Annotated in this window: 20 protein-coding genes; 3 read left to right on the forward strand and 17 right to left on the reverse strand. The window is 58.7% G+C overall.

All coding sequences use genetic code 11. The features are described 5' to 3' along the window. Window positions 1-28 precede the first annotated feature (28 nt). Together argF and JOD69_RS12250 are read right to left on the reverse strand one after the other, a co-directional pair. On the reverse strand, window positions 29-928 hold the full coding sequence (argF, locus tag JOD69_RS12245) for an ornithine carbamoyltransferase (RefSeq protein ID WP_086134005.1): 900 nt from the start codon (window positions 926-928) through the stop codon (window positions 29-31). Further along, window positions 925-2,112, reverse strand: coding sequence for an acetylornithine transaminase (locus JOD69_RS12250; RefSeq protein WP_086134004.1), 1,188 nt, complete (start codon window positions 2,110-2,112; stop codon window positions 925-927). Before JOD69_RS12250 ends, argF begins: the two co-directional genes overlap by 4 nt. Window positions 2,113-2,419: 307 nt before the next feature. On the opposite strand from JOD69_RS12250, the gene JOD69_RS12255 reads away from it, so the two are divergent. Beyond that, window positions 2,420-2,959 (forward strand): ferritin-like domain-containing protein, encoded by a 540-nt coding sequence (locus tag JOD69_RS12255; protein WP_077728656.1) that lies wholly within the window; start codon window positions 2,420-2,422, stop codon window positions 2,957-2,959. A gap of 66 nt (window positions 2,960-3,025) precedes the next feature. On the opposite strand, the gene parE is transcribed toward JOD69_RS12255, so the two are convergent. From parE to alaC, 7 genes are all read right to left on the reverse strand, one after another. Continuing rightward, window positions 3,026-4,912, reverse strand: coding sequence for a DNA topoisomerase IV subunit B (gene parE, locus JOD69_RS12260; protein WP_086134003.1), 1,887 nt, complete (start codon window positions 4,910-4,912; stop codon window positions 3,026-3,028). Between the two features lie 324 nt (window positions 4,913-5,236). Continuing rightward, the gene (gene thrC / locus JOD69_RS12265) at window positions 5,237-6,328 is read right to left on the reverse strand and encodes a threonine synthase (protein WP_086134002.1); all 1,092 of its coding nucleotides are present in this window, start codon (window positions 6,326-6,328) and stop codon (window positions 5,237-5,239) included. 34 nt (window positions 6,329-6,362) lie between these two features. Next, window positions 6,363-6,656, reverse strand: coding sequence for a type II toxin-antitoxin system RelE/ParE family toxin (locus JOD69_RS12270; RefSeq protein WP_086134001.1), 294 nt, complete (start codon window positions 6,654-6,656; stop codon window positions 6,363-6,365). Further along, window positions 6,653-6,910, reverse strand: a complete 258-nt coding sequence (locus JOD69_RS12275) for an addiction module protein (RefSeq protein WP_240506925.1) — start codon at window positions 6,908-6,910, stop codon at window positions 6,653-6,655. Before JOD69_RS12275 ends, JOD69_RS12270 begins: the two co-directional genes overlap by 4 nt. 117 nt (window positions 6,911-7,027) lie before the next feature. Continuing rightward, window positions 7,028-7,267: a hypothetical protein gene (locus tag JOD69_RS12280; RefSeq protein ID WP_139841054.1), complete on the reverse strand. Its 240-nt coding sequence runs from the start codon at window positions 7,265-7,267 to the stop codon at window positions 7,028-7,030. Window positions 7,268-7,366: 99 nt separating this feature from the next. Then, window positions 7,367-8,677 (reverse strand): homoserine dehydrogenase, encoded by a 1,311-nt coding sequence (locus tag JOD69_RS12285; RefSeq protein ID WP_086134000.1) that lies wholly within the window; start codon window positions 8,675-8,677, stop codon window positions 7,367-7,369. Window positions 8,678-8,711: 34 nt separating this feature from the next. Next, window positions 8,712-9,896, reverse strand: a complete 1,185-nt coding sequence (gene alaC / locus JOD69_RS12290; RefSeq protein WP_086133999.1) for an alanine transaminase — start codon at window positions 9,894-9,896, stop codon at window positions 8,712-8,714. 178 nt (window positions 9,897-10,074) lie between these two features. Here alaC and thiD point away from each other — a divergent pair, with 178 nt between their 5' ends. Next, window positions 10,075-10,854 (forward strand): bifunctional hydroxymethylpyrimidine kinase/phosphomethylpyrimidine kinase, encoded by a 780-nt coding sequence (gene thiD / locus JOD69_RS12295; protein ID WP_086133998.1) that lies wholly within the window; start codon window positions 10,075-10,077, stop codon window positions 10,852-10,854. Between the two features lie 99 nt (window positions 10,855-10,953). Here the strand turns inward: thiD and JOD69_RS12300 are convergent, their stop codons facing one another. The 3 genes from JOD69_RS12300 to JOD69_RS12310 all read right to left on the reverse strand — a co-directional run bounded on the left by JOD69_RS12300 (window position 10,954) and on the right by JOD69_RS12310 (window position 12,991). Then, entirely contained in the window at window positions 10,954-11,712 is a 759-nt protein-coding gene (locus tag JOD69_RS12300; RefSeq protein ID WP_086133997.1) for a BON domain-containing protein, read from the reverse strand. Window positions 11,713-11,771: 59 nt separating this feature from the next. Beyond that, window positions 11,772-12,338, reverse strand: coding sequence for an HPF/RaiA family ribosome-associated protein (locus JOD69_RS12305; protein ID WP_077728645.1), 567 nt, complete (start codon window positions 12,336-12,338; stop codon window positions 11,772-11,774). 158 nt (window positions 12,339-12,496) lie between these two features. After that, a complete protein-coding gene (locus JOD69_RS12310; protein ID WP_077728644.1) occupies window positions 12,497-12,991 on the reverse strand; it encodes a BCAM0308 family protein in 495 nt (164 codons plus the stop codon). Window positions 12,992-13,278: 287 nt separating this feature from the next. Between JOD69_RS12310 and JOD69_RS12315 the strand changes: the two genes are divergently transcribed. Then, complete coding sequence (locus tag JOD69_RS12315) at window positions 13,279-14,895, forward strand: NAD+ synthase (RefSeq protein ID WP_086133996.1); 1,617 nt, start codon at window positions 13,279-13,281, stop codon at window positions 14,893-14,895. Between the two features lie 885 nt (window positions 14,896-15,780). On the opposite strand, the gene JOD69_RS12320 is transcribed toward JOD69_RS12315, so the two are convergent. The 5 genes from JOD69_RS12320 to JOD69_RS12340 form a co-directional block, all read right to left on the reverse strand. After that, a complete protein-coding gene (locus JOD69_RS12320) occupies window positions 15,781-16,539 on the reverse strand; it encodes a VPLPA-CTERM sorting domain-containing protein (protein WP_086133993.1) in 759 nt (252 codons plus the stop codon). A gap of 646 nt (window positions 16,540-17,185) precedes the next feature. Beyond that, window positions 17,186-19,708: a PAS domain S-box protein gene (locus JOD69_RS12325; RefSeq protein ID WP_168183795.1), complete on the reverse strand. Its 2,523-nt coding sequence runs from the start codon at window positions 19,706-19,708 to the stop codon at window positions 17,186-17,188. A 170-nt stretch (window positions 19,709-19,878) separates the two neighbouring features. After that, complete coding sequence (gene fetB, locus JOD69_RS12330) at window positions 19,879-20,670, reverse strand: iron export ABC transporter permease subunit FetB (protein ID WP_086133991.1); 792 nt, start codon at window positions 20,668-20,670, stop codon at window positions 19,879-19,881. After that, the gene (locus tag JOD69_RS12335; RefSeq protein ID WP_086133990.1) at window positions 20,657-21,367 is read right to left on the reverse strand and encodes an ABC transporter ATP-binding protein; all 711 of its coding nucleotides are present in this window, start codon (window positions 21,365-21,367) and stop codon (window positions 20,657-20,659) included. The genes fetB and JOD69_RS12335 overlap by 14 nt, the downstream gene beginning before the upstream one ends. Continuing rightward, window positions 21,354-21,995: an MBL fold metallo-hydrolase gene (locus tag JOD69_RS12340; protein WP_086133989.1), complete on the reverse strand. Its 642-nt coding sequence runs from the start codon at window positions 21,993-21,995 to the stop codon at window positions 21,354-21,356. Before JOD69_RS12340 ends, JOD69_RS12335 begins: the two co-directional genes overlap by 14 nt. Window positions 21,996-22,164 lie beyond the last annotated feature (169 nt).

The following is a 22,164-nucleotide window of genomic DNA, read 5'->3' on the forward strand; positions in this document are numbered from 1 at the left end:
TGTCGGCCGCCGCGTCCCGGATAAAAAGTCAGTTTTTTACCAGCAGCAATTCCAGCAACGCCTTTTGCGAATGCAAGCGGTTCTCGGCCTCGTCCCAGATCACGCTTTGCGGGCCTTCCAGCACTTCGGCGCTGACCTCCTCGCCGCGATGGGCCGGGAGACAATGCATGAATAGCGCCTCCGAAGCCGCCAGTTCCATCAGAGTCGAATCGACTTGGTAGCCTTGGAAGGCATTCCTGCGCTGCGCCTGTTCGGATTCCTGCCCCATGCTTGCCCAAACATCCGTCACCACCAAATCCGCTCCGCGCGCTGCGTCCGACGGATCGCTCAGCAGTTCCACGCGATCGCCGGCCCATTCGATCAATGCCGATTCCGGCTCGTAACCTGCGGGGCAAGCAATCCGGAGCTTGAAATCGAGCAATCCTGCCGCGTGAATATAGGTCTGGCACATATTGTTGCCGTCGCCGATCCAGGCCACCGTCTTGCCGGCAATGTCGCCGCGGTGCTCGAAATAGGTCTGCATGTCGGCGAGCAGCTGACACGGATGGAATCTATCCGTGAGACCGTTGATGACCGGCACCCGCGAATAGGCCGCGAAAGTTTCCACCGTTTCGTGGGCATGGGTACGCAGCATGACCCCATCGACCATGCGCGAAACGACGCGGGCGGAGTCTTCGATGGGTTCGCCCCGTCCCAACTGGGTATCCCGCGGCGACAGAAAGATCGCGGCACCGCCGAACTGCACCATGCCGACCTCGAACGACAATCGGGTGCGGGTGGAGGACTTCTCGAACATCATCCCGAGCACTTTGTTTCTCAGCGGCTCGTATGGGCTCTTCATGTGCTTGAGCTCGATGGCCCGTCGGATGAGCGCGCGGAACTCCTCGCTGCTCAAATCCAAAAGAGTAATCAAATGACGTGGTTTCATACGCGTTCTCCGACCCCATGGGCCGTGTAGTCGGCGACCAGAGCAGAGATCCCTTCGATTAACAGCTTCTCTTCATCGTCGTTCAAAACGAACGGCGGCAACAAGCGTATCGTTCGGTCCGCCGTAACATTGATCAAAAACCCGCGGCTCAGCGCCTGAGCGACCAGATCGATGCAAGGGGTATCGAGCTCGATGCCGATCATCAGCCCTTTCCCGCGGATATCCACGACACGAGGATTGCCGGCCAGCTTGTCGCGAATCCCGATCAACAAACGCTCGCCGAGTTCTCCCGCACGCTCCACCAAGCGGTTTTCGGAGATCGTCCGCAATACGGCCAGTGCGGCGCTACATGCCAGGGGATTGCCGCCGAAGGTGGACGCGTGCTTGCCGGCGGTCAACATGTCCGCCGCAATTCCTCTGGCGAGGCAGGCACCGATCGGTACGCCGTTGCCCAAGGCTTTGGCCAGGGTCATGACATCGGGCATGATGCCGTGGTGCTGGAAGGCGAACCATTTGCCGGTCCGGCCGATACCGGTCTGGACCTCGTCCAGCATCAAGAGCCAACCGCGCCGGTCGCAGATGCGGCGAAGGCCGGGCAGGAAATCGTCAGCCGGAACGCGTACGCCGCCCTCGCCCTGCACCGGTTCCACCAGGACCGCCACGACATTGGGGTTGGCCACGGCCTCGACAGCCGCGACGCTGCCGTACGGCACTCGCACGAAGCCTTCGACCAGGGGTTCGAAACCCTCCTGCACCTTGGGATTGCCGGTGGCGCTCAAGGTCGCGAGCGTGCGGCCGTGAAAGCTGCCCTCCATGACGATCACGGCGGGCCGATCGATGCCGCGATGATGCCCGTAACGGCGGGCGATCTTGATGGCCGCCTCGTTCGCCTCGGCGCCGGAATTGCAGAAAAAGGCGTTATCCAGTCCGCTCAGGCGGCACAGTTCGCCGGCGAGCTCTTCTTGCAGCTCGATGCGGTAAATGTTCGAAGTGTGCAGCAATTTGCCCGCCTGTTCGCAGATCGCACGGGAAACGGCTGGATGGGCATGACCCAGGCTGCATACTGCCACCCCTGAAATGGCGTCCAGATAGCGCTTGCCCTCCGTGTCCCAAAGCCATGCACCCTCGCCCCGGTCGAACGTTATCGGCAACCGGGCATAAGTCGGCATTACCTGACTGGTCATCACTCGTCTTCCCCAAAATAAAAAGGCAGTCGCAAGACTGCCCCAAAAAGAAGGGAAACATTATAGTGAAAAAATGCTTAGGTACAAGCACTTGGAGGCTTGAAGGCCGGATACCGGCAACGACTCGGCAGCTTGGCGCCGGTTACCCGAAGTTCTCGGCTTTTTGCAGGATGATCCCTCAATTCCGGCGTCATCTCTTCGATACTGGTTCGACTTTTTTGCAGGATCAGCTGTCTTAACGAATAGCGGGTCAAGACCTGCCAAGCGTCGACAGCAAGATGTCCATCACCAGTAAGGAGATTCGGCTATGGGAGATCGACCGTTTTTGACCGACGTCAAAACGTTAAGAGAACGCGCAAGGCAGCACATCGAGCAGGGCGCGGTGACTCCGGGATACAAGGCCGACCGAGAGGTTGTGATCCGACTGCTCAACGAAGCACTGGCCACGGAAATCGTATGCGTGCTCCGTTACAAGCGCCACTATTTCATGGCGACCGGCATCAATGCGCAAAGCGTCGCCCAAGAGTTCCTGGAGCACGCCAACGAGGAACAGATGCACGCGGACAGCATTGCCCAACGCATCGTGCAGTTGGGCGGAGAGCCCGATTTGGCGCCGGAAGGATTGCAATCGAAAAGCCATTCCGAATACGTGGAGGGCGAGTCGCTGATCGATATGATCAAGGAGGATCTGATAGCCGAGCGTATCGCGATCGACAGCTACCGAGAGATCATCGAGTATCTCGGGAATAACGATCCCACCACCCGCAACCTTATGGAAGGCGTCCTGGCCAAAGAAGAGGAACATGCCGAGGATCTGGTCAGCCTCTTACAGGAGCTCGGACAGTAAACCGATGAGTGTCGGCAGGAATTAACGCGCGGCGGATCATCAAACCCTGACTGTTCGAAAATAGGCTCAGACTTCCGCCAGATTGCCCTTTTCCTCGAGCCAAACCTTGCGATCGGCGGCGCGCTTCTTGGCCAGGAGCATATCCAGGCGCTCGTCGGTCGCTTGCTGCTCTTCCAGGGTCAGCTGAACCAGCCGCCGGGTGTCGGGATTCATCGTGGTTTCGCGGAGCTGCGACGGATTCATCTCGCCCAAGCCTTTGAAGCGCTGGACGTTAATCTTGCCCCTGATCTTTTCCGCCTCGATCCGGTCGAGCACGCCCTTTTTTTCCGCTTCGTCCAGGGCGTAATAAACGTTCTTGCCCACGTCGATCCGGTACAAGGGCGGCATGGCGACGAAGACGTGCCCAGCCGAAACTAAAGGTCGGAAATGACGGACGAACAGCGCGCACAGCAAGGTTGCGATGTGGTTGCCGTCGGAATCGGCGTCCGCCAGCACGCAGATCTTGCCGTAACGCAGCCCGCTCAGATCGGCGGAACCCGGCTCTACGCCGATCGCCACGCTGATGTCGTGCACCTCCTGAGACGCGAGCACGCCGCCGGAATCCACTTCCCAAGTGTTGAGAATCTTGCCGCGCAAGGGCATCACCGCCTGGTATTCCTTGTCCCGCGCCTGTTTCGCGGAACCGCCGGCGGAATCGCCCTCCACCAGGAACAACTCGGTCAGCTGCATGTCCTGGGAACTGCAATCGGCGAGTTTGCCAGGAAGAGCAGGCCCCGCCGTGATTTTCTTGCGGGTCACTTGGCGGCTGGCCTTGAGCCGCTTTTGGGCGCTCTCGATCACCAGTTCGGCAATGCGCTCGCCGATGGCGGGATGCTGGTTGAGCCACAGGCTGAACGCATCCTTAACCACCCCGGACACGAACGCCGCGCATTCGCGGGAACTGAGCCGTTCCTTAGTCTGGCCGGAAAACTGAGGCTCCTGCATCTTGACCGAAAGCACGTAATGGCAGCGCTCCCAGACGTCTTCCGGCGCGATCTTGATGCCGCGCGGCAGAAGATTACGGAATTCGCAGAATTCCCGCACCGCCTCGGTCAGTCCGGTGCGGAGTCCGTTGACGTGGGTACCGCCCTGGGGCGTCGGCACCAGATTAACGTAGCTCTCCGTGACCGGTTCGCCTGCCTCGGGCGTCCAGAGCACCGCCCAGTCGGCGGCCTCCTGATGGCCTTCGAGATTGCCGACGAAGGGTTCTTCCGGGACGCACTCGTTCGATCCGATGCGGTCCAGCAGATACTGTGGAAGTCCGTTCTCGTAGTGCCATACTTCCTCTTCGTTGGCCTGTTCGTCCTTGAGAGTGATTTTGAGCCCCGGACACAGCACCGCCTTGGCGCGAAGCAAGGCTTTCAGGCGCGGAACGGCGATGCGCGGCGTATCGAAATAGCGGGCTTCGGGCCAGAACCGGACCGTGCTGCCGGAATCGCGCTTGGCGGTAGTTCCGATTTCGCGCAGCTCGGAGGTTTTTTCACCTTGGGCGAAACTCATCGCATAGATTTTCCCGCCCCGGCGCACTTCGACTTCGAGCCGGTCGGACAATGCATTCACGACCGAAACGCCGACCCCGTGCAGTCCCCCGGAGAAGCGGTAATTCTTGTTCGAAAACTTTCCGCCCGCGTGCAGCTTGGTCAGGATCACCTCCACCCCGGATACGCCGAGTTCCGGGTGAATATCCACCGGCATGCCGCGGCCGTCATCCCGGACCTCCACCCCGCCGTCAGCCAGCAGCCGCACTTCGATGGATTTCGCATAACCCGCCAAGGCTTCGTCGACGCTGTTGTCGACCACTTCCTGGACCAGGTGATTCGGGCGCGCGGTATCGGTGTACATGCCCGGCCGCTTGCGCACCGGGTCTAGTCCCGAAAGAACTTCAATGGATGAGGCGTCGTAAGTTTCGTTCATATCGTTTGAGAAACACTGGAGGAGGACATGATCTTCCCTCCTTTTGAGCGACAATCGAGTAAACCGATTTAGCCGCTAATTGTAGACGTCAAGACTTAGCATACCGGCAACACGCCAGCGCAAAACAAGACTTCTCGTTCTCGTGTGACGCACGCGGCCGCAGGTGATACTTAACTTACAAGTATGCCTTGACGATCACTCCGCAGGACCACGCTTTGAGATCAGAGGAAACCGCTCTGGATGGCGAATGGAATCCGGATGCAGATCGATGTCCAACTCCAGCCAATGAAGATGGTGGCTTGAGGCCGCTCCACTAGCAGCGACTTACATCGCCTCCAAAATCGCCCGCTTCACCGAATCCAGGGTCGCGTCCACCGTCACCGGTTTGGCCGTGCACTGGGAGATGGCCGTGTCGGGGTCCTTGAGGCCGTTGCCGGTGAGGGTGCAGACGATGGTGCTGCCCTCGGGAATGCGGCCGGACTTGATGTCGTGCAGCGCGCCTGCCAGGGAAGTGGCCGAGGCCGGTTCGCAGAAGATGCCTTCCTTTTCCGCCAAAAGTCTCTGCGCCGCCAGGATTTCCTCGTCGGTAAAAGGCGCGAACCAGCCGTCCGATTCCTTCTGCGCTCGCCAGGCGCCGTCCCACGACTGCGGATGACCGATGCGAATGGCGGTAGCAACGGTTTCGGGATGATCCACGAACTCGCCGCTGACGAAGGGCGCGGCGCCCGCGGCCTGATAGCCGCACATGATCGGCCGTTTGTCGGTGACCGGCGCGTGGGTTTCGGTGCCGAGAGCGTATTCGCTGTAGCCCTTCCAATAAGCCGTGATATTGCCGGCGTTGCCGACCGGCAGGCAGTGATAATCCGGAGCGCGGCCGAGAGTATCGACGATTTCGAAAGCAGCCGTTTTCTGCCCTTCGATGCGATACGGATTGATCGAGTTCACGATGGTCACCGGCGCATGGTCCGCGATCTCCTTGACCAACTGCATTCCGGCATCGAAATTGCCGTTGATCTGGATCACCTTGGCGCCGTAGATCATGGCCTGGGCCAGCTTGCCCATGGCGATCTTGCCGTCCGGGATCAGCACGAAAGCGGTGATGCCGGCACGCGCGGCATACGCGGCGGCGGCGGCCGAGGTGTTGCCGGTGGAGGCGCAGATGATGGCCCGGCTGCCCTCATGCACGGCCTGGGTCACGGCCATGGTCATGCCGCGGTCCTTGAACGAGCCGGTAGGATTCAAGCCTTCGAACTTGACGTAAATATCCACATCCTTGCCGATCAGCGTCGGGATGTTGACCAACTGGATCAGCGGCGTGTTGCCCTCGCACAGGCTAATGGGCCGGGTGTCCGGGGTTACCGGCAGGCGGTCGCGGTATTTTTCGATGAGGCCGGTATAGCGGGTCGAATATGCCATGATGAGTCTCTAAGCGATTTGTTTAAAAACTTGATTATTTTGCTCGATCGCACCAGTAACCGGGCTCGCGATGCAGGTGGGCGATAGCCACAATCAGGATTTCGTGGTCCAAGAGCTGATAAATCATGCCGTAGGGAAAACGCTTCGTCCGATAACGCCGGGTGTTTTCGCTAAAGCGGTGCCAAGCATGAGGAAACCGTTTGACATTCTCGACGGCTTCGCGAATTTCCGACAAAAACTGAATACCTAAGCCGGGCAGTTGCGATTCATAGTATTCCACGGCTTCGTCCAATTCCTTCTGTGCCGGAGCGAGAAACCGGACATTCATTTAACGGAATACTTCGCCATCACATCTTCCATCGAGACGGATTCCATTTTTCCGGAGCGATAGTCTTCCAGACGCCTTTCTGCCTCTTCGGCCCACAATTTATCGATGGCCTCATCCGGCTGGTCAAGACTATTTAAGACTTGTTCGATCAACTCGATTCGTTCGCCGGGGGGCAGAGCCAATGCCTGCTTGATTAAATCGTTTGTCGCTGACATATCATTTTCCTCTGGCGCCGTTGCGATATCGCCTGTCATAGATAGAGAAGCATCACGAAGTTCATAGTTCGTCGATCTGAGGCGAGCAAGAGTATCTTCCGCAATGTTCAGTTTCCCTCGCCTAAATTAGGCTGACATATGCTGCACCACCCCCTCCTACGAGATTTCGGAAAGAAACAGTTCCTTCAATTCTTTAGTCAAAGATGACTGAACGTTATTTGGTGGCCCGTAAAAATGCTGCTTCTCGGCATCTAAATCAAAATTAGCTGGCGGTTTGCCACCGCGTCGCTCATCCCAACGCTGCCCATAATCATCCCACCCGTACAAATACGCCCATCCTCTTTCATCGTGCGGACATGGATTACCTTCATGTGGCTTCTCGAAAATCTCAAACATCTTGTGTTTCCGTCCGAGGAGATATGCCTCTCGAATTTCCCATTGGGTCGGGTTGCGTTTATATCGGAGTGCCATTGGGTAATACCTCGAATTGGAATGTTACCCCAGTGTTTCCAACCGAATCCGCTTCACCGGTCCGCTGATGGCGGACAGCGCTTCGATCTCCCGGACGGCGTCGTTCAGCTTCCGCTCCTGGACTTTCTGCGTCAGCATGATGACGGGCAGATGGCGTTCGCCTTCCGGCGGTTCCTTCTGGATAACGGCCTCAATGCTGATATTGTGATTGGCCAGAATGCGCGTCACGTCGGCCAGAACGCCCGGCTTGTCCTCGGCGCTGAGGCGGAGATAGTAGGCCGTTTCGATATCCTCGATCGGCAAAATGGGAATGTCGGAAATCGCCTCGGGCTGAAAGGCCAGATGCGGCACCCGGTTCTCGGGATCGGAGGTCAATGTGCGCACCACGTCGATGATGTCCGCCACGACCGACGAGGCCGTGGGCTCGGCCCCGGCGCCCGCGCCGTAGAACAGGGTCGGGCCCACGGCGTCACCCTTGACCAGAACGGCGTTCATGACGCCGTTGACGTTGGCGATCAAGCGCCGCTCGGGAATCAAGGTGGGATGCACCCGCAGCTCTATGCCTTTTTCGGCGCGACGGGCGATACCGAGCAGTTTGATGCGATAGCCCAAGGCTTCCGCGTAGGCCACGTCGAGCGCCGTGATGCTGCTGATGCCCTCGGTCCAGACCTTGTCGAACTGGAGAGGAATGCCGAAGGCGATGGACGCCAGGATCGTCAGCTTGTGGGCGGCATCGATGCCCTCCACGTCGAAGGTCGGATCGGATTCGGCATAACCCAGCGCTTGCGCTTCCTTAAGCACATCCTGAAAATCCCGCCCCTTTTCGCGCATCTCGGTCAGGATGAAATTGCAGGTGCCGTTGATGATCCCGGCCAGCCACTCCACCTTGTTGCCCGAAAGCCCTTCCCGCACCGCCTTGATGATGGGAATCCCACCGGCCACGGCCGCTTCGAAAGCCACCATCAGCCCTTTTTCGCTGGCCTTGGCGAAGATCTCGTTGCCGTGGAGGGCGATGAGCATCTTGTTGGCGGTGACCACGTGCTTGCCGGCGTCCAGCGCTCGCATTACCAGATCTTTCGCCGGGTCGAGACCGCCGATCAGTTCCACGACGATGTCTACCTCGGGATCGGTAACGACTTCGTACGGGTCCGTAGTCAATCGGATGCCGGCAGTGTCGCAAATCCGGGAACGGTTGAGGTCTCGAGCCGCTACGACGCTAATGTGGATTTCCCGGCCGGCTCGGCGCGTAATTTCGCCGGCGTTCCGCTTGAGGACCTTGACCGTGCCGCCCCCGACCGTGCCCAAACCGAGCAAACCGATATTTACGGGTTTCAAGACGCTCTCCTGTGTAGCAACAAAAATGCCGAAATTATACCGAGTTATCCTTGCGCATCATATGTCGTATGCCGCGGATCGCCTGGCGGGTGCGGTGTTCGTTCTCGATCAGGCTGAAGCGGACGTGATCGTCCCCGTACTCGCCGAAACCGACGCCGGGAGACACCGCCACCTGGGCGTCCAGCAGCAGTTTCTTGGCGAACTCGAGGGAACCCAGATGCCGGTACTGCTCCGGAATGGGCACCCAAACGAACATGGTGCCTTTGGGTTTTTGGACCGTCCAGCCGATGTTGTCTAGCCCTGCGCACAACACGTCGCGGCGTACGCGGTAGGTCTCCCGGATCTCGGCGACGCAGTCCTGAGGACCTTCCAAAGCGGCGATCGCGGCCACCTGGATCGGTGTGAACGTGCCGTAGTCGAGATAGGACTTGATGCGCCCCAAAGCCGCGACCAGTTCGCGGTTGCCGCACATGAAGCCCACCCGCCAACCGGGCATGTTGTAGCTCTTGGAGAGCGTGAAGAACTCGACGGCGATGTCGGTGGCTCCGGGCACCTGCAGGATGGAAGGCGCGGCATAGCCGTCGAACACCAGGTCCGCGTAGGCGATGTCGTGCACGACCCAGATTTTGTATTCCCGAGCCAGCTCGACGACCTTTTCGAAGAACTCCAGTTCCACGCATTGGGTGGTCGGATTGCCGGGGAAGTTCAGAATCAGCATCTTGGGCTTGGGCCAGGAGGTCTTGATGGCTTTTTCCAATTCATCGAAGAAATCCACGCCCGGCACCAGCGGCACGTGGCGCACATCAGCCCCCGCCAAAACGCAGCCGTAAGGATGGATGGGATAAGCCGGATTCGGCACCAGCACTGCATCGCCCGGCCCCAGGGTGGCGAACATCAGATGGGCCAGGCCCTCTTTAGAACCGATGGTGACGATCGCCTGGGAGTCGGGATCGAGATCCACGCCGAAACGGCGCCGATACCATCCGCAGATGGCTTTGCGAAGACGGGGAATGCCTTTGGAAACGGAATACCGGTGGGCGGTTCCTTTCTGCGCCACCTCTACCAGTTTGTCGACGATATGCTGTGGCGTGGGCCGGTCGGGATTACCCATGCCGAAGTCGATGATATCGACACCCTGGGCGCGCTCCTTGGCCTTGAGTTCGTTAACGATATTGAAAACGTAGGGGGGCAGGCGCTTGATACGTTGAAATTCTTCCATCCAGGACTCTTTGCGTAGGGGGTATTTTTTTAAGCGGAATGCGTAGGCGCGTGGCCAAACAACTTAAAGTACCGATGCGCTTTTAGACTGTCAACGGCGCTTTGGGCCTGACAGGCTAGCCGAATGCGGCCAGCCGTGGGAAACTGCGCCTGCATCGCGATCTAACTTTACGCCATCCATGAAACCCCAGCTCCCCGTTGTCTTGTGCTTGTCGGGACACGACCCCACCGGCGGCGCCGGCATTCAGGCCGATATCGAGACCGTTTCCCGATTCGGCTGTTATCCCTGTTCGGTGGTGACTGCTTTAACCGTTCAAGACACGCATAACGTCCGCAAGATCTTGCCGCAAAGGTCCGGGGAACTTCTGGAGCAAGCGCGCACGGTGCTTCTGGATCTGCCCGTCGACGCCGTCAAAATCGGTCTTCTGGGAAGCGTCGACATCGTTTATGCAGTAGACGAGCTACTCAAGATCGCTGGCGGCATTCCGGTCGTTTTGGACCCGATTCTGGCGGCGGGAGGCGGAACAAACCTGGCAAACGAGGCGCTGATCGAAGCGCTAATAGAGACGCTGATTCCACGAGCGACGGTGCTGACGCCGAATTCGCCCGAGGCCAGAAAATTGACGGGAATGGAGGATCTGGACGATTGCGCCGACGCGCTGCTAGCACTCGGTTGCCCGAATGTCTTGCTGACGGGGACCCATGAAGGGGATGACGAAGTCATCAATCGCCTTTACCGCAGCTCCGGCAAGACAACTTACCGTTGGCCGCGCTTGCCGGGAAGCTATCACGGCTCGGGCTGCACCCTGGCATCCGCCGTCGCCGCCTTGCTAGCCCGAGGCCGGGACATCGAGTCCGCTGCGTCGGAGGCTCAGGATTTTACTTGGCAAGCGCTGAATAACGGATTTCGGCTGGGCGGCGGACAACTGCTCCCCAATCGGCGTTATTCCGCGCCGTGAGGAGAGTCGTTTCGCACTGCGTCACTCAGTAGGTCGGGAATCCTTTCCCGACGTTAACAGCACGCTTGTCGGCAAGGGATTGCCGACTTACGACTTTAATCACCCCGCGACTTGAATGCGGTCTACCACATCGTGCACGCCGGGGACGTACCACGCGTCGAGCACCGCCAGGCGCCTCTCTTCATCGCTGGCGAGATATCCTTCCAGCGTTACCGTTCCTTGCTCGGCCGTGATATGGATCTGCGGCTGATGAACCAGAGGGTCTTTTTCGAGCACCATGAGCACGGCATCTGCCAGCTCGCCATCGGTTTCCTGCTCGGGAGGGACGACATGCAGCAAGTTGACGACCGATTCGCAGCCGGCCGCCCACCACGCGAGCACCTCTGCGAAGCGGCGATGAGACAGGCTGAGCACGGTGCCCGACAGCGTGACGGTTCCATCCTGCACCTCGATCTCGATGCGCTGATCGCCCCAATCGCCTTCGCTGCGATCGGGCCACTCGCTGCGACCGACACGAATCGTGTCGAGCCGGTCGCTTTCGCGCACATAGAGGCCGCATTCCCGGAAAACCGGCTCCTGCTGCAATAGGTTAATGATCTCGTCGCGCAACCCGCCCTCCCTCTCGGAGGGAGGCACGGCGACACGCAATCGATCCACGACCGGTGAATTGTCCGCATGGCGATACGCAGCGGCGTGCGCAATCCGTTTTGCCGCGATGTCGCCGACCATACCCTCCAAGACTATGGCACCGTCCTCGACATCGACACGGATTGGATAGTCGTGCAGATTGACCCGGGTGTCATGTTCCAGGTCGGCCAATATGGCCTTGATTCGATCAGCATGCGGATTGGTCGGCATATCGCCCTCCTTAACTCCGAATTGCGCGGGCGCTGTTCGATGAAACAGACGAATCTTTCCTAACCCACAACATGGTGTTTTCCCTCCACGGCCACCGAACTCGCCTGAGGCCCCTGCTCGCCCATTTCTTCAACGAAACGGACGGTATCGCCGATGCCCAATTTGTCGAAATCGCCTTGCACCACGCTGTTCCGATGGAAATAAATCAGGCGCCCGTCCGGTGTCTCGATCATCCCATAATCGCCCTCCGGGTTGATTTGGGCAATGCTTCCATGCGGCATAACCTCGTGGGCCTTGATGTCCTGCCGAACGCGCCGGGCGTAATCCTCCAATTGCCGGCGGGCGGCGTCGAAGGCATCGCGGATCGCCACGTAAGCATCCTCGTGCGCATGATCTTTGCCGGGATCGCGGCTGACCACCAGTTCATCACCCGGCACGGTGATATCGATTCTGACATGGTAGGTATTGCCTTGCCGGTGGTGGCGATGAAGTGCTTCGACCATCACCCGGCAGGACATGATATGCTCGAAAAACTGATCCAGTTTCTCGGCGCGGTCGTGAACGGCTTTTTCCATCGCCTCGGATGGCTCCATATTTCGAAAAGAAATTTGTAACGGCAGTTGCATGCTCTCGCTCCTCAATCCGATCCAGAACTGTAGTTATCCACAGATTCGGCGGAAAAGCATGACGTAAAAGCCCGTACCCCTTGCGCCTCCATGAGGCAGCCCGGAAACCGCCGGTCGGCGATACTTCGCCACACCGACAATCGCGGATCGCGGGGACCTCAACGTGACCAATTCACCCGAAGGAGATACTCCTCCTCCTGATAGGAAAAATCGAGATCGCCCTTGTAGGCGTGCTGGACGGCTTGCCCGGCCGCCCTGGCGAGTTGGGGATTGGTGAATGTCACCAGCATGCCGCCGTTCTGTTCCTCGACGGCCATGATGCGTTTCAGCGGGTGTTCGGCCTTCTCCCTTTCCTCCACATTACGGATGAGATGCAGAATCTCATCTTTGTGTTGAGCCAAAAACTCGCCCGCCAAAGTCAGAAATCCGGCCGGACATTTGTCATGGATACGATGACAGGCGGGACAAAGCGACTCGTTCGCGCCAGCAGGCGCGTCCGACCATTGCCACCGGCCGTCGTGATAAACCGCTCGGCATTCCGGACAAACCGTAGGTTCCGGCAATTTTTGCCGTATTTTATAGGTGTCGTGCTCATGCTCACGGATCAGACGATCTTGGCGATCTCCGTGGTATAGGTTGGGTGGTTGAGTCATGACGGAATCTCCCTGCTTGGATATGTCGCCCGCAAACCTGATGCGAAGTATTTCTTCCCACGCTTGAAATCGACGGCGAATCATCGGGCCATTCGGCTTAGATTACAGATTGAAGAATATGCCTCTCGAACGGGCGCAGCAATACTCGATCGGACACGAGTGCGGCATTTAAATTCACAGATCCTATATTTCACCGTCACAGGCCACGGACATCGTTTTTGCTCGTTCCCGCCGCGATTTCAGGCGAAAATAGCCGCACTACCTTAGACATTTGAATCGCTACAATCGTGAACCTTCGTATCGCTATCGCCCAACTCGACTTTCTGGTCGGCGACCTTAGAGGCAATGCAAGCCGCGTACTGCACACCGCCAGCGAGGCCCGCGACCGGCTTCGCGCTCATGCCGTGGTTTTCCCCGAACTGGCCCTGGCGGGCTATCCGCCCGAAGACCTGATCCTGCGCCGCGATTTCATGGCGCAGGCCGAGCGCATCCTCGACGAAATAGCGGGGCAAGTGCACGGCATCGACGTCATCGTGGGTTTTCCGGAGAACCGAACCGGGATGCCTTACAACAGCGCCGCCGTGCTGCGGGACGGCAAGATTCACGCGATCTACCGCAAGCATGCCCTGCCCAATTACGGTGTGTTCGACGAGAAACGTTATTTTCTGCCCGGATCCGAACCCTGCGTGTTCGACTTACAGGGTGTGCCGGTGGGGATTACCATTTGCGAGGATCTTTGGTTGCCCGGTGCGGTGGAGCAAGCCGCGCAAGCCGGCGCCAAGCTGATCCTGAACATCAATGCTTCGCCCTATCACGCCAATAAAATCAAGGAACGAGAGGCAGTCGCCCGCGAGCGCATCGCAGTGACCGATGTCCCTCTGGTTTATGTCAACTTGATCGGCGGGCAGGACGAACTGGTCTTCGACGGCGCGTCATTCGTGATGAACCGGGAAGGAACCGTGACCTTCCGCGCGCCGGAGTTTGAGGAAGCGCTGTTACCCGTCGACTTTGCCTGCGGAGACACGGTGGAGCCGATTGCCGACGGCGTTACCGAACCGTTGACCGAGATCGAAAGCATCTACAAGGCTCTCGTTACCGGCATCCGCGATTATGTCGGCAAAAACCGTTTCCAAGGCGCGGTGCTCGGATTGTCCGGCGGCATCGACTCGGCCTTGACCTTGGCTCTCGCCACGGACGCTTTGGGAGGCGATAAAGTCGAAAGCGTTTTGATGCCGTCGCGTTACACCGCGGCGATGAGCATCGAGGATGCCCGCTTGGAAGCCGAGGCCCTGGGCTGCCGCTATCACATCATTCCCATCGAACCGGCCTTCGATGCCTTTCTCGGTATGCTCGAGGAGAGCTTTGCCGGCTTGCCGCCCGACACTACCGAGGAAAACATCCAGGCGCGTTGCCGGGGCGTCATTCTCATGGCGTTTTCCAACAAGAAAAGGAAAATCCTCCTCACGACCGGCAACAAAAGCGAAATGAGCGTGGGCTACGCCACGCTGTACGGCGATATGGCCGGCGGATTCGCGCCGTTGAAGGATGTCCCCAAGCTTTTGGTGTACCGCTTGGCGGAATACCGCAACAGCCTCTCGCCGGTCATTCCGCAACGGGTAATCGAGCGTCCGCCCTCCGCCGAACTCAAGCCCGACCAAAGGGACGAGGACTCGCTGCCGCCCTATTCGATTTTGGATCCGATCCTCGAAATGTACGTGGAGCACGACAAATCGGTGGACGAAATCATCGCCGCCGGATTTCCCGAGCACGAAGTCAAGCGGGTGGCGAAGATGGTGGACAGCAACGAATACAAGCGTCGCCAGGCCCCGCCCGGCGTCAAGATCACGCGCCGCGCCTTCGGCCGGGATCGGCGGTATCCGATCACATGCGGATATGGGCGATAGGGAAACAATCGGACGAACGACAGTTACGACCCGAACGACATTTTCGATTGTGCTAAGGCAAAAAAAGAAGGCAGAACAAAGTGCTTGGGGGGGGATGGGGGTGTTCTGCCTTCTGGGGAAGTCTTACAGCGGTCCGGCTTACGGCCCGCTTACCACTTACGGTCGGAGGAAAACTCTCGAACGCTTGCTATCGGCTGACATCGCTGATGTTTTCTTCGGTCCGGAATATTTCCTTGCGCCTATGCCCGGCACGAAGATCCGCCTTGCGTCCTTATAAGTCACCTCCGCGAAAATCACTTACATCAACACGTCTCAATCGGTGCCGTCGTCTCATTCGCGAACCTGGGCTTCTCCCGCCTTCGTCGTTCGCAATCACTCCTCGACAGGCGAAAAAAAAGAAACATCCCTATTTCAACTCGCATCCCATCGATCGACTCCTTTCCACTAGGGCGGATATCACCGTTCCATGACCGCCATTCCAATCAGATTCGGAACATTCCGACTCCGTTCAGAAGGTTCCGAATCACTCACGTCGGACGGAACATCCAATCCCGTCGGGACCACCCTGTCCCTGGCGACATCCTCACTCCTTTCGCCACATCCTAACTTCCTAGCGGAAACTCCTGTCTCCGGCTCGATGCCGTGTCGTGGTTTTCACCTCCGACGACGGTTGCTCTCGAGTGGTTGCTATTAAACCGTGGTTAACTTTCACCGAGAATACGGATGAATTCGTACGTGATTTCGCACAAAGAGGAAGTTCACTTTCGAAAAGCCACGGCACGACCGATTCGGAAGCCGGTGGATTCCGGCAAAGCGCGCTGCCGCCAGAAAGGCGTCCGCCGCGATATGGCGGCAGCGCGGTTCAAGTGGGCGAATCACGTTGGGTTACGCCGAAGCGGTTCCTAAATGACGTCGACCAATCATGATCAGGCCGGACAAAGCAGACCCCAGTAGCCAGACCGAGGCTGGCACCGGAATCGGCGCGACAGCGCCGCCTGGACTTACGTCAATCCTCAAGCTGCCGAAGTCTTTCTCGATCCAGGCAAAACCGTCCGCAGGCGCATAAGCCGCAAGAATGTCTTTTATCGTCAGCTCGATTTCGACAGCGTCAGCGGCCACAGAGTTACTGGCAGTCAAGTCCCAAGGGCCTCCGTTGGTGCCGTCGTCAGCTCCGAACGCGGAGAATGTCTCGGCCTGTGTATCGCCGATGGATTGATGGGTTTCCGGATCTACAATCCGCAGAGATGAGAAAGCCGATACCCAGGAGCCGTCTCCGGTTACTTGATAAACGCCATTCTGACTCCAGCTCACGTCGGTAATCGTCTGATCAGGTATAACCGGTTTAACCGTGGCTCTGATTGTGAATCCGGCAATTTCGGTATCGACCTGACCAATACCATTGCCATTGTCGGCCTGACCAGCACCGACAGATAGCGCGTCGAATGTCAACGGGCCAGGATTGAAGTTAAGACTGACGCCGGTGTCGTCCCGAACGACTTCCGGGTCTCCAAGTGCGCCTAGATCACCCTCCACCAGCGTGAAGTCGATGATATCGCTCGTCCACGTCTGTGCATGGGCAGGCGCCCACGCCAATCCCAGCGACAGCACGGCAGCTGGCGGGATGAATGTCTTTAGCTTAAACATAGTGCCTCCAACACTTTTTTCCCTAAACGCCACCCGATTTGTAAAGCGGACCGCAATGTTTCCGTTACGCCGCCAAACCGGATAACAGCCACTTTCCCTTGGCAACTCTGGACGCCTCGTGTCCGGCAGGAGGGTGACTACCCACCATGACGGCACCGTGGCTTGCCACTCAAGCTCCGAAGGCTATCGACATCATCGCTCAATCCTTTCTCGGCCGAGAGCGAGGAGAGTCGCGCCCGCGGCTATGCGTCACAGAGCAGCTAGGTTGTTGACACAAATCGGCAGGAACCGACTGTGATCCACAAAAAAACGGGCCCTCTTGCCCATAGCGAAGAGAACCCGCTTTCTCAGGATAACGCCCCACCAGAGGTGGGTTTCGCAATCGAAACGACCGGCTGGACCGAATCGATTGCCAACGAAAATCATGATCGCCGAGCTCCGCTTGTTGGCATGCATTTCCGGAATTACCCCTTTTCGGAACTGTCCCACTAACGTTCATGAACGGACCGGTAAGCAGCCAAATAAGCGAATCCAAGAAATTACATTTAAACGCCTATACCCCCTCTCCGAAAATACGCGCAAACTCGTAAGTATCTTGTCACGAGACCGTCACATTATCGAAAAACAAGCAGCCGTCCGCCGAGCCTCAGTCGGGCCTCAGCGTCGCCAGCAACGCGCTCAAAATTTCAGGGTCGACCGGTTTCACCAAGTGATGATCGAAACCCGCGGCCTTCGAACGGGCGCGATCGTCCGCCTGGCCGTAGCCCGTAACGGCGATCATCAGCGCCTTTTGCAATCCCGGTAACCCTCGCATTTGCTTCGCGACTTCATAACCGTCCATTCCCGGCAATCCGATATCGAGCAGCACTGCCTCCGGCTGGAACTCCGCGGCGACCGCGAGAGCGCCAGGGCCATCGAAGGCGGTACGCACGTCGTGTCCGTCCAGGCTAAGCAGCAATGCCATGCTTTCCGCGGAATCGACGTTATCGTCGACCACCAGAACCCGAACGCCAGCCAAACTCGATGCGGATTCGCCGCCTGCCGACCCCGAACCTTCATGAGTCGGCGCAGCCGCCATCCGCGGCAAATGCACAATGAACTCGGCACCGCTGCCGGACCCCGCGCTTTGTGCTAACACTCTCCCCCCGTGCATTTCTATCAGCCGCCGCACCAGTGCCAGCCCGAGCCCAAGCCCGCCCTGGGAACGATCGAGCGAACGGCTGCCCTGGGTAAACAACTCGAATATATTCGGCAAAAGTTCGACGGGAATTCCCATGCCATTGTCGCGCACCCGTATCAACACTTCGTCCGCAGAGCTTTCGATGATCAGATCGATACACCCGCCGGCATCCGTGTACTTGGCCGCGTTATTCAGAAGATTGGCGATCACCTGCACAAGCCGCGTCAGATCGCCCTCGACTTGCACCGGCTCCTGCGGCAAGTCAACAGTCAGCTTGTGCCGGCGGGACTTGATCAACGGCAGGCTGGTTTCGACCGCCCGATCGATTACGGTCGAGATTTCGACCGCCGTCTTTTTCAACACGATGGTACCGCGGGTAATGCGGGAAATATCCAGCAGATCGTCGAGCAAACGGCTCATCTGGACCACCTGCCGGCCGATCACTTCACGCGTCCATTTCAGCTCGGGGTCGGTCAGCCCCAATTGGCGCAACACCTGCACGGCATTCCGGATCGGCGCCAGCGGATTCCGTAGTTCATGGGCCAGCATGGCGACGAACTCGTCCTTCAAGCGGTCGGCCTCGCGCAAGGCCTGTTCCGCCTTTCGGTGATCGGTCACGTCGATTGCCATGGAGGCAAGGAATGGCCTTCGATCGGGCAAACGCATGGGAGCCGACCCATAAAACAGCCAGCGCCGCGGCTCGCCTTTCTTGGTCCACACCGTAATCTCCTCGGGCTCCGCAATCGAGCCTTCGGTAAACCGCCGCTGTGTTTCCGCCAGAATGCTGTCCACCGCTTCCTCGGGAATCCGTCGCCCCTTCAGAAACCAGGCTCGCGCATCGGGAATGTCCTCATGGGTCCACCCCGTCAATTCGGTGACCGCACAACTGATTTCGAGGATCTGGCCGTCCATGGCGTGGACGAAAATCGGGATCGGCGCCTGTTCGACCACCCGGCGGAAACGCTCTTCGCTCTCGCGAAGAGCTTCTTCGGCCTGCATGCGTTCGGTTATATCGCGCACGATACCCAGTATTGCCGGACGCCGATTGAAATGTATGCGGCGCGCGCAAAGTTCGACGCAGATGCGTCGTCCGTCCCGGTGCAGGAACGCCGCCTCGCGACGCCAGGGAGACTCAAGTCCCTCGGAGCCGCTCTGTATGAATAGTTCGCTCCACGATTCGAAATCTTCGGACGCGATCACCGATCGAAACGACAAGCCGATACAGTCCTCGCCCGTATAACCCAGCAAGGCCGACAACGCGGGATTCGCGAAGACGAAACGGCCGTCGTGAGCCACGAATACGCCGTCATCGAGAGAATCGAGCAGCGTCTTGTATTTCGCCTCGCTTTCCGATAGCGCCTGGGCGGCCTCCCGGCGCACGTTTCTGAGCTCGATATGGGTCGCTACACAGGCCAGTAGCTGGCGCGCGGAGAGGGGCTTGATCAGATAATCGTCCACGCCGGCGTTCAATTCTTCGCTACAGGTTTTTTCCTCCGAGCGCGCCGCGGTCAGAATCACCGGGATGTGGTGAATCTTGGCGTTGCCCTTCAATGCGTGCAAAAGCACGGGACCGTCACGCTGCAGGGTCCTGAGGTCGGCCAACACCAGGTCGGGAGGATCACTCAGAACGGCATCAAGCGCTGCCGTGCCGTTGGTTACGACCAGGACCTCGTAGCGATCGTCCAAGAATCGCTGGAAATAACTGCGCATCTCGGCGCTGCCCTCGACGATGAGCAGACGGGCATGCCGCTTGTGCCGTCCGCCCCTCCGGACAACTGTGGGCACCGAAACGCTGTCCGTGCTTTGCTGGCGAAAACTAGACTTCGGGACTATGGCAGCAGCGCTATTGTTGGATAAGCGCCGCGAAGTGCTGAATGAATCGCGGGCGGGCGGGGTAGGATTGTTCTTACGAAACACCCGGAGGTGGTCGCTGAAGCCCTTGCCCGCAGCGGCCGATCTTCCTGCGGCAATTTGGTCATCCTTCTCCATGCTGGTCATCCTGTCGTGTTTATGAGCTGGCGAACCATACTCGAAACCATAAATTCTACCCGAAACGGTGTCCATTCCAAGGGTTCCGAGCATGCATAATCCTCTTATTCGATTGCTTTTACCGCAATTCGGCTGAGCGAATCAAGCCTCCCCAAAAATCGAGCCGCTTGTTAGCCATCCTCGGCGATATCCTCCTTCAACACGTCGAATTCATCGAACGCGATATTCAGACTAAGTGCCAAGTTGAGAATGCTGGCAAGGGTGGTGCTGGCAAAGATGCACAGCATGATGGCAATCTGATATTTCACCGCCAGCCACGGTTCGCTGCCGCCCAGGATCTGGCCGGTCATCATGCCGGGCAGCGATACCAGCCCCAAGGTCGCCATGCTGGCCAGGGTCGGGTTGATCGCCGCTTTGACGGCTTCGCGAAAATAGGGCCGTACCGCCTCCCAGCGGGTGGCGCCGAGCAGCAGATAAGTCTGGTACTCGTTTTCGTTTTTCTTGAGTGCGGTATAGAAGCGCTCCAGTCCGATGACATTTCCCTGCAGGCAATTGCCGAGAATCATGCCTGCGAGGGGAACCAGATAGCGCGCGTCGTAATAGAGCGGCGGCCGTATCACCAAAAACAACAAATACGCCGTGGAAAACAGGACGCTGGCGGTCACCGCCGCGAAAGTGGCGGCGAAGAAGTAACGCCGCTTCAAGCCGGCGCGCTTCAGAATCGACCAATCGGCTACTACCAGCATCACCAGAACCCAAAGGCCGTTCAGCCAGGGATTATTGAGCGTGAACAATGTCTTCAGATAAACGCCCACCAAGGCCAATTGAATGCTCATGCGGAGGATGCCGGTCGCGATCGCCCCGCTCAAGCCCAGTCCGATCAGTCCGAGCAGCAGCCACGGCAACAGCACGACGCCGTAAAGCACCGTCATTTGCGGCAGGGCGATATCAAGCGTTTCCATCGCGACGCGTACGGATCAGGCGCCCGCCGTCCAGTTCCAAAACCACATCGCAGCGCGCGTCCCAGTCGGGATCATGGGCCACGGAGAGCACGGTGAAACCGGGATCGCCGAATACGTCCAGCACCGTCCGCTTGCTTTCGGCATCCAGGGCGCTGGTCACCTCGTCCAGGAGATAGAGATTTTTCCCCAGCAACAAGGCACGCGCGATGGCGATGCGCTGCTTTTCGCCGCCTGAAACGCGGCGGCATTCCTGCTCCAGAATATCCGGGGACAGGTGAAGACGCGCCAGCGCATCGATCAACCGACGCTCGGACGGTTTATTTTCCCGATGCGTCTCGAATTGAAACGGCAACATCAAGGCTTCGCGTACCGTTTCGGCGCCGAGGATCGGCTCTTGCCCGATATAGGCTGCGCGGCGCCGGATGTTTCGCACGGCCGACGGATCGAGCGGCTCGTCGTCGAACAGAATTCTTCCCCCGGCCAGCGGATAAAGTCCCAACAAGGTCTTGAGCACCGTGCTCTTGCCCGAGCCCGATCTGCCGCGAAGCACGGCCTTTTCACCCGCGCCCAGCGTGAAGCTGAGATCGGTCAGGATCGGCTTGCCGCGTACCGATACCGAGACCCGGTCGAAGCGGATCAGCGTTGCGTTCGCCGTCCGGCCATCGACCGGTTCATGTACCCGGTTACCGGGCGGCATCGCCCACGAACGGATTGGTGCGGCGCTCGTCGCCGAAGGTGGACGCGGGACCGTGGCCCGGAATGAAAACGATATCGTCGCCCAAGGGAAAAAGCCGCTCGCGGATGGACCGCACCAGCGTGCCGTAATCGCCCCCGGGAAAGTCTGTCCGGCCGATGGAGCCTTTGAACAGCACATCCCCGACAATGGCGAGACGTTCGCCGGAGTGGAAAAAGACCACGTGGCCGGGCGTGTGACCGGGGCAATGTATCACTTTGAGGGTTTGATGCCCGAACTCCACCGTATCGCCGTCCTCCAGCCAGCGGTCAGGGGTGAAGGTGGCTGCCGGCGGAAAACCGAACATCTCGCATTGCTTCGGCAAGAGGTCGATCCAGAACCGGTCTTCCTTCTGCGGGCCTTCGATCGGAATTCCGAGCTGCCCGGCCAAAGCCGCCGTGCCGCCCACATGGTCCACATGGGCGTGAGTGAGCAAAATCTTGACCAGCGTCACGCCGGCATCTTCGACCGTCTTGAGGATTCGATCGAGATCGCCGCCCGGATCGACCACGGCGCCTTCCATGGTTTCCTCGCACCAGAGGAGCGAGCAGTTTTGCTGAAATGCCGTGACGGGGATGACAGTTGCTTTCATGTCGAAGTCGGGAATTTGAGTTCAAGGGAAGATGATACCGGAAGAAAGCAAACGTACGGGCCTGTCATCAGGCGAGAACGGTCGCCGTCCTTCGCCCAGGTTCAGAGTCGTAGGTCGGCGATCCTTTGCCGACGTGCCGGATTTGCCGGGAAAGGGTCGCCGATCTCCA

Origin of the sequence: Methylocaldum sp. RMAD-M, assembly GCF_017832375.1 — a bacterium.
GTDB lineage: Bacteria > Pseudomonadota > Gammaproteobacteria > Methylococcales > Methylococcaceae > Methylocaldum.

Excerpts from the sequence above, each read along its gene's own strand:
- argF (WP_086134005.1), bottom strand. The coding sequence starts at position 928 with ATGAAACCACGTCATTTGATTACTCTTTTGGATTTGAGCAGCGAGGAG.
- JOD69_RS12250 (WP_086134004.1), bottom strand. The coding sequence starts at position 2,112 with ATGACCAGTCAGGTAATGCCGACTTATGCCCGGTTGCCGATAACGTTC.
- JOD69_RS12255 (WP_077728656.1), top strand. The coding sequence starts at position 2,420 with ATGGGAGATCGACCGTTTTTGACCGACGTCAAAACGTTAAGAGAACGC.
- parE (WP_086134003.1), bottom strand. The coding sequence starts at position 4,912 with ATGAACGAAACTTACGACGCCTCATCCATTGAAGTTCTTTCGGGACTA.
- thrC (WP_086134002.1), bottom strand. The coding sequence starts at position 6,328 with ATGGCATATTCGACCCGCTATACCGGCCTCATCGAAAAATACCGCGAC.
- JOD69_RS12270 (WP_086134001.1), bottom strand. The coding sequence starts at position 6,656 with ATGAATGTCCGGTTTCTCGCTCCGGCACAGAAGGAATTGGACGAAGCC.
- JOD69_RS12275 (WP_240506925.1), bottom strand. The coding sequence starts at position 6,910 with ATGACAGGCGATATCGCAACGGCGCCAGAGGAAAATGATATGTCAGCG.
- JOD69_RS12280 (WP_139841054.1), bottom strand. The coding sequence starts at position 7,267 with ATGTTTGAGATTTTCGAGAAGCCACATGAAGGTAATCCATGTCCGCAC.
- alaC (WP_086133999.1), bottom strand. The coding sequence starts at position 9,896 with ATGGAAGAATTTCAACGTATCAAGCGCCTGCCCCCCTACGTTTTCAAT.
- thiD (WP_086133998.1), top strand. The coding sequence starts at position 10,075 with ATGAAACCCCAGCTCCCCGTTGTCTTGTGCTTGTCGGGACACGACCCC.
- JOD69_RS12300 (WP_086133997.1), bottom strand. The coding sequence starts at position 11,712 with ATGCCGACCAATCCGCATGCTGATCGAATCAAGGCCATATTGGCCGAC.
- JOD69_RS12305 (WP_077728645.1), bottom strand. The coding sequence starts at position 12,338 with ATGCAACTGCCGTTACAAATTTCTTTTCGAAATATGGAGCCATCCGAG.
- JOD69_RS12310 (WP_077728644.1), bottom strand. The coding sequence starts at position 12,991 with ATGACTCAACCACCCAACCTATACCACGGAGATCGCCAAGATCGTCTG.
- JOD69_RS12320 (WP_086133993.1), bottom strand. The coding sequence starts at position 16,539 with ATGTTTAAGCTAAAGACATTCATCCCGCCAGCTGCCGTGCTGTCGCTG.
- JOD69_RS12325 (WP_168183795.1), bottom strand. The coding sequence starts at position 19,708 with ATGGAGAAGGATGACCAAATTGCCGCAGGAAGATCGGCCGCTGCGGGC.
- fetB (WP_086133991.1), bottom strand. The coding sequence starts at position 20,670 with ATGGAAACGCTTGATATCGCCCTGCCGCAAATGACGGTGCTTTACGGC.
- JOD69_RS12335 (WP_086133990.1), bottom strand. The coding sequence starts at position 21,367 with ATGCCGCCCGGTAACCGGGTACATGAACCGGTCGATGGCCGGACGGCG.
- JOD69_RS12340 (WP_086133989.1), bottom strand. The coding sequence starts at position 21,995 with ATGAAAGCAACTGTCATCCCCGTCACGGCATTTCAGCAAAACTGCTCG.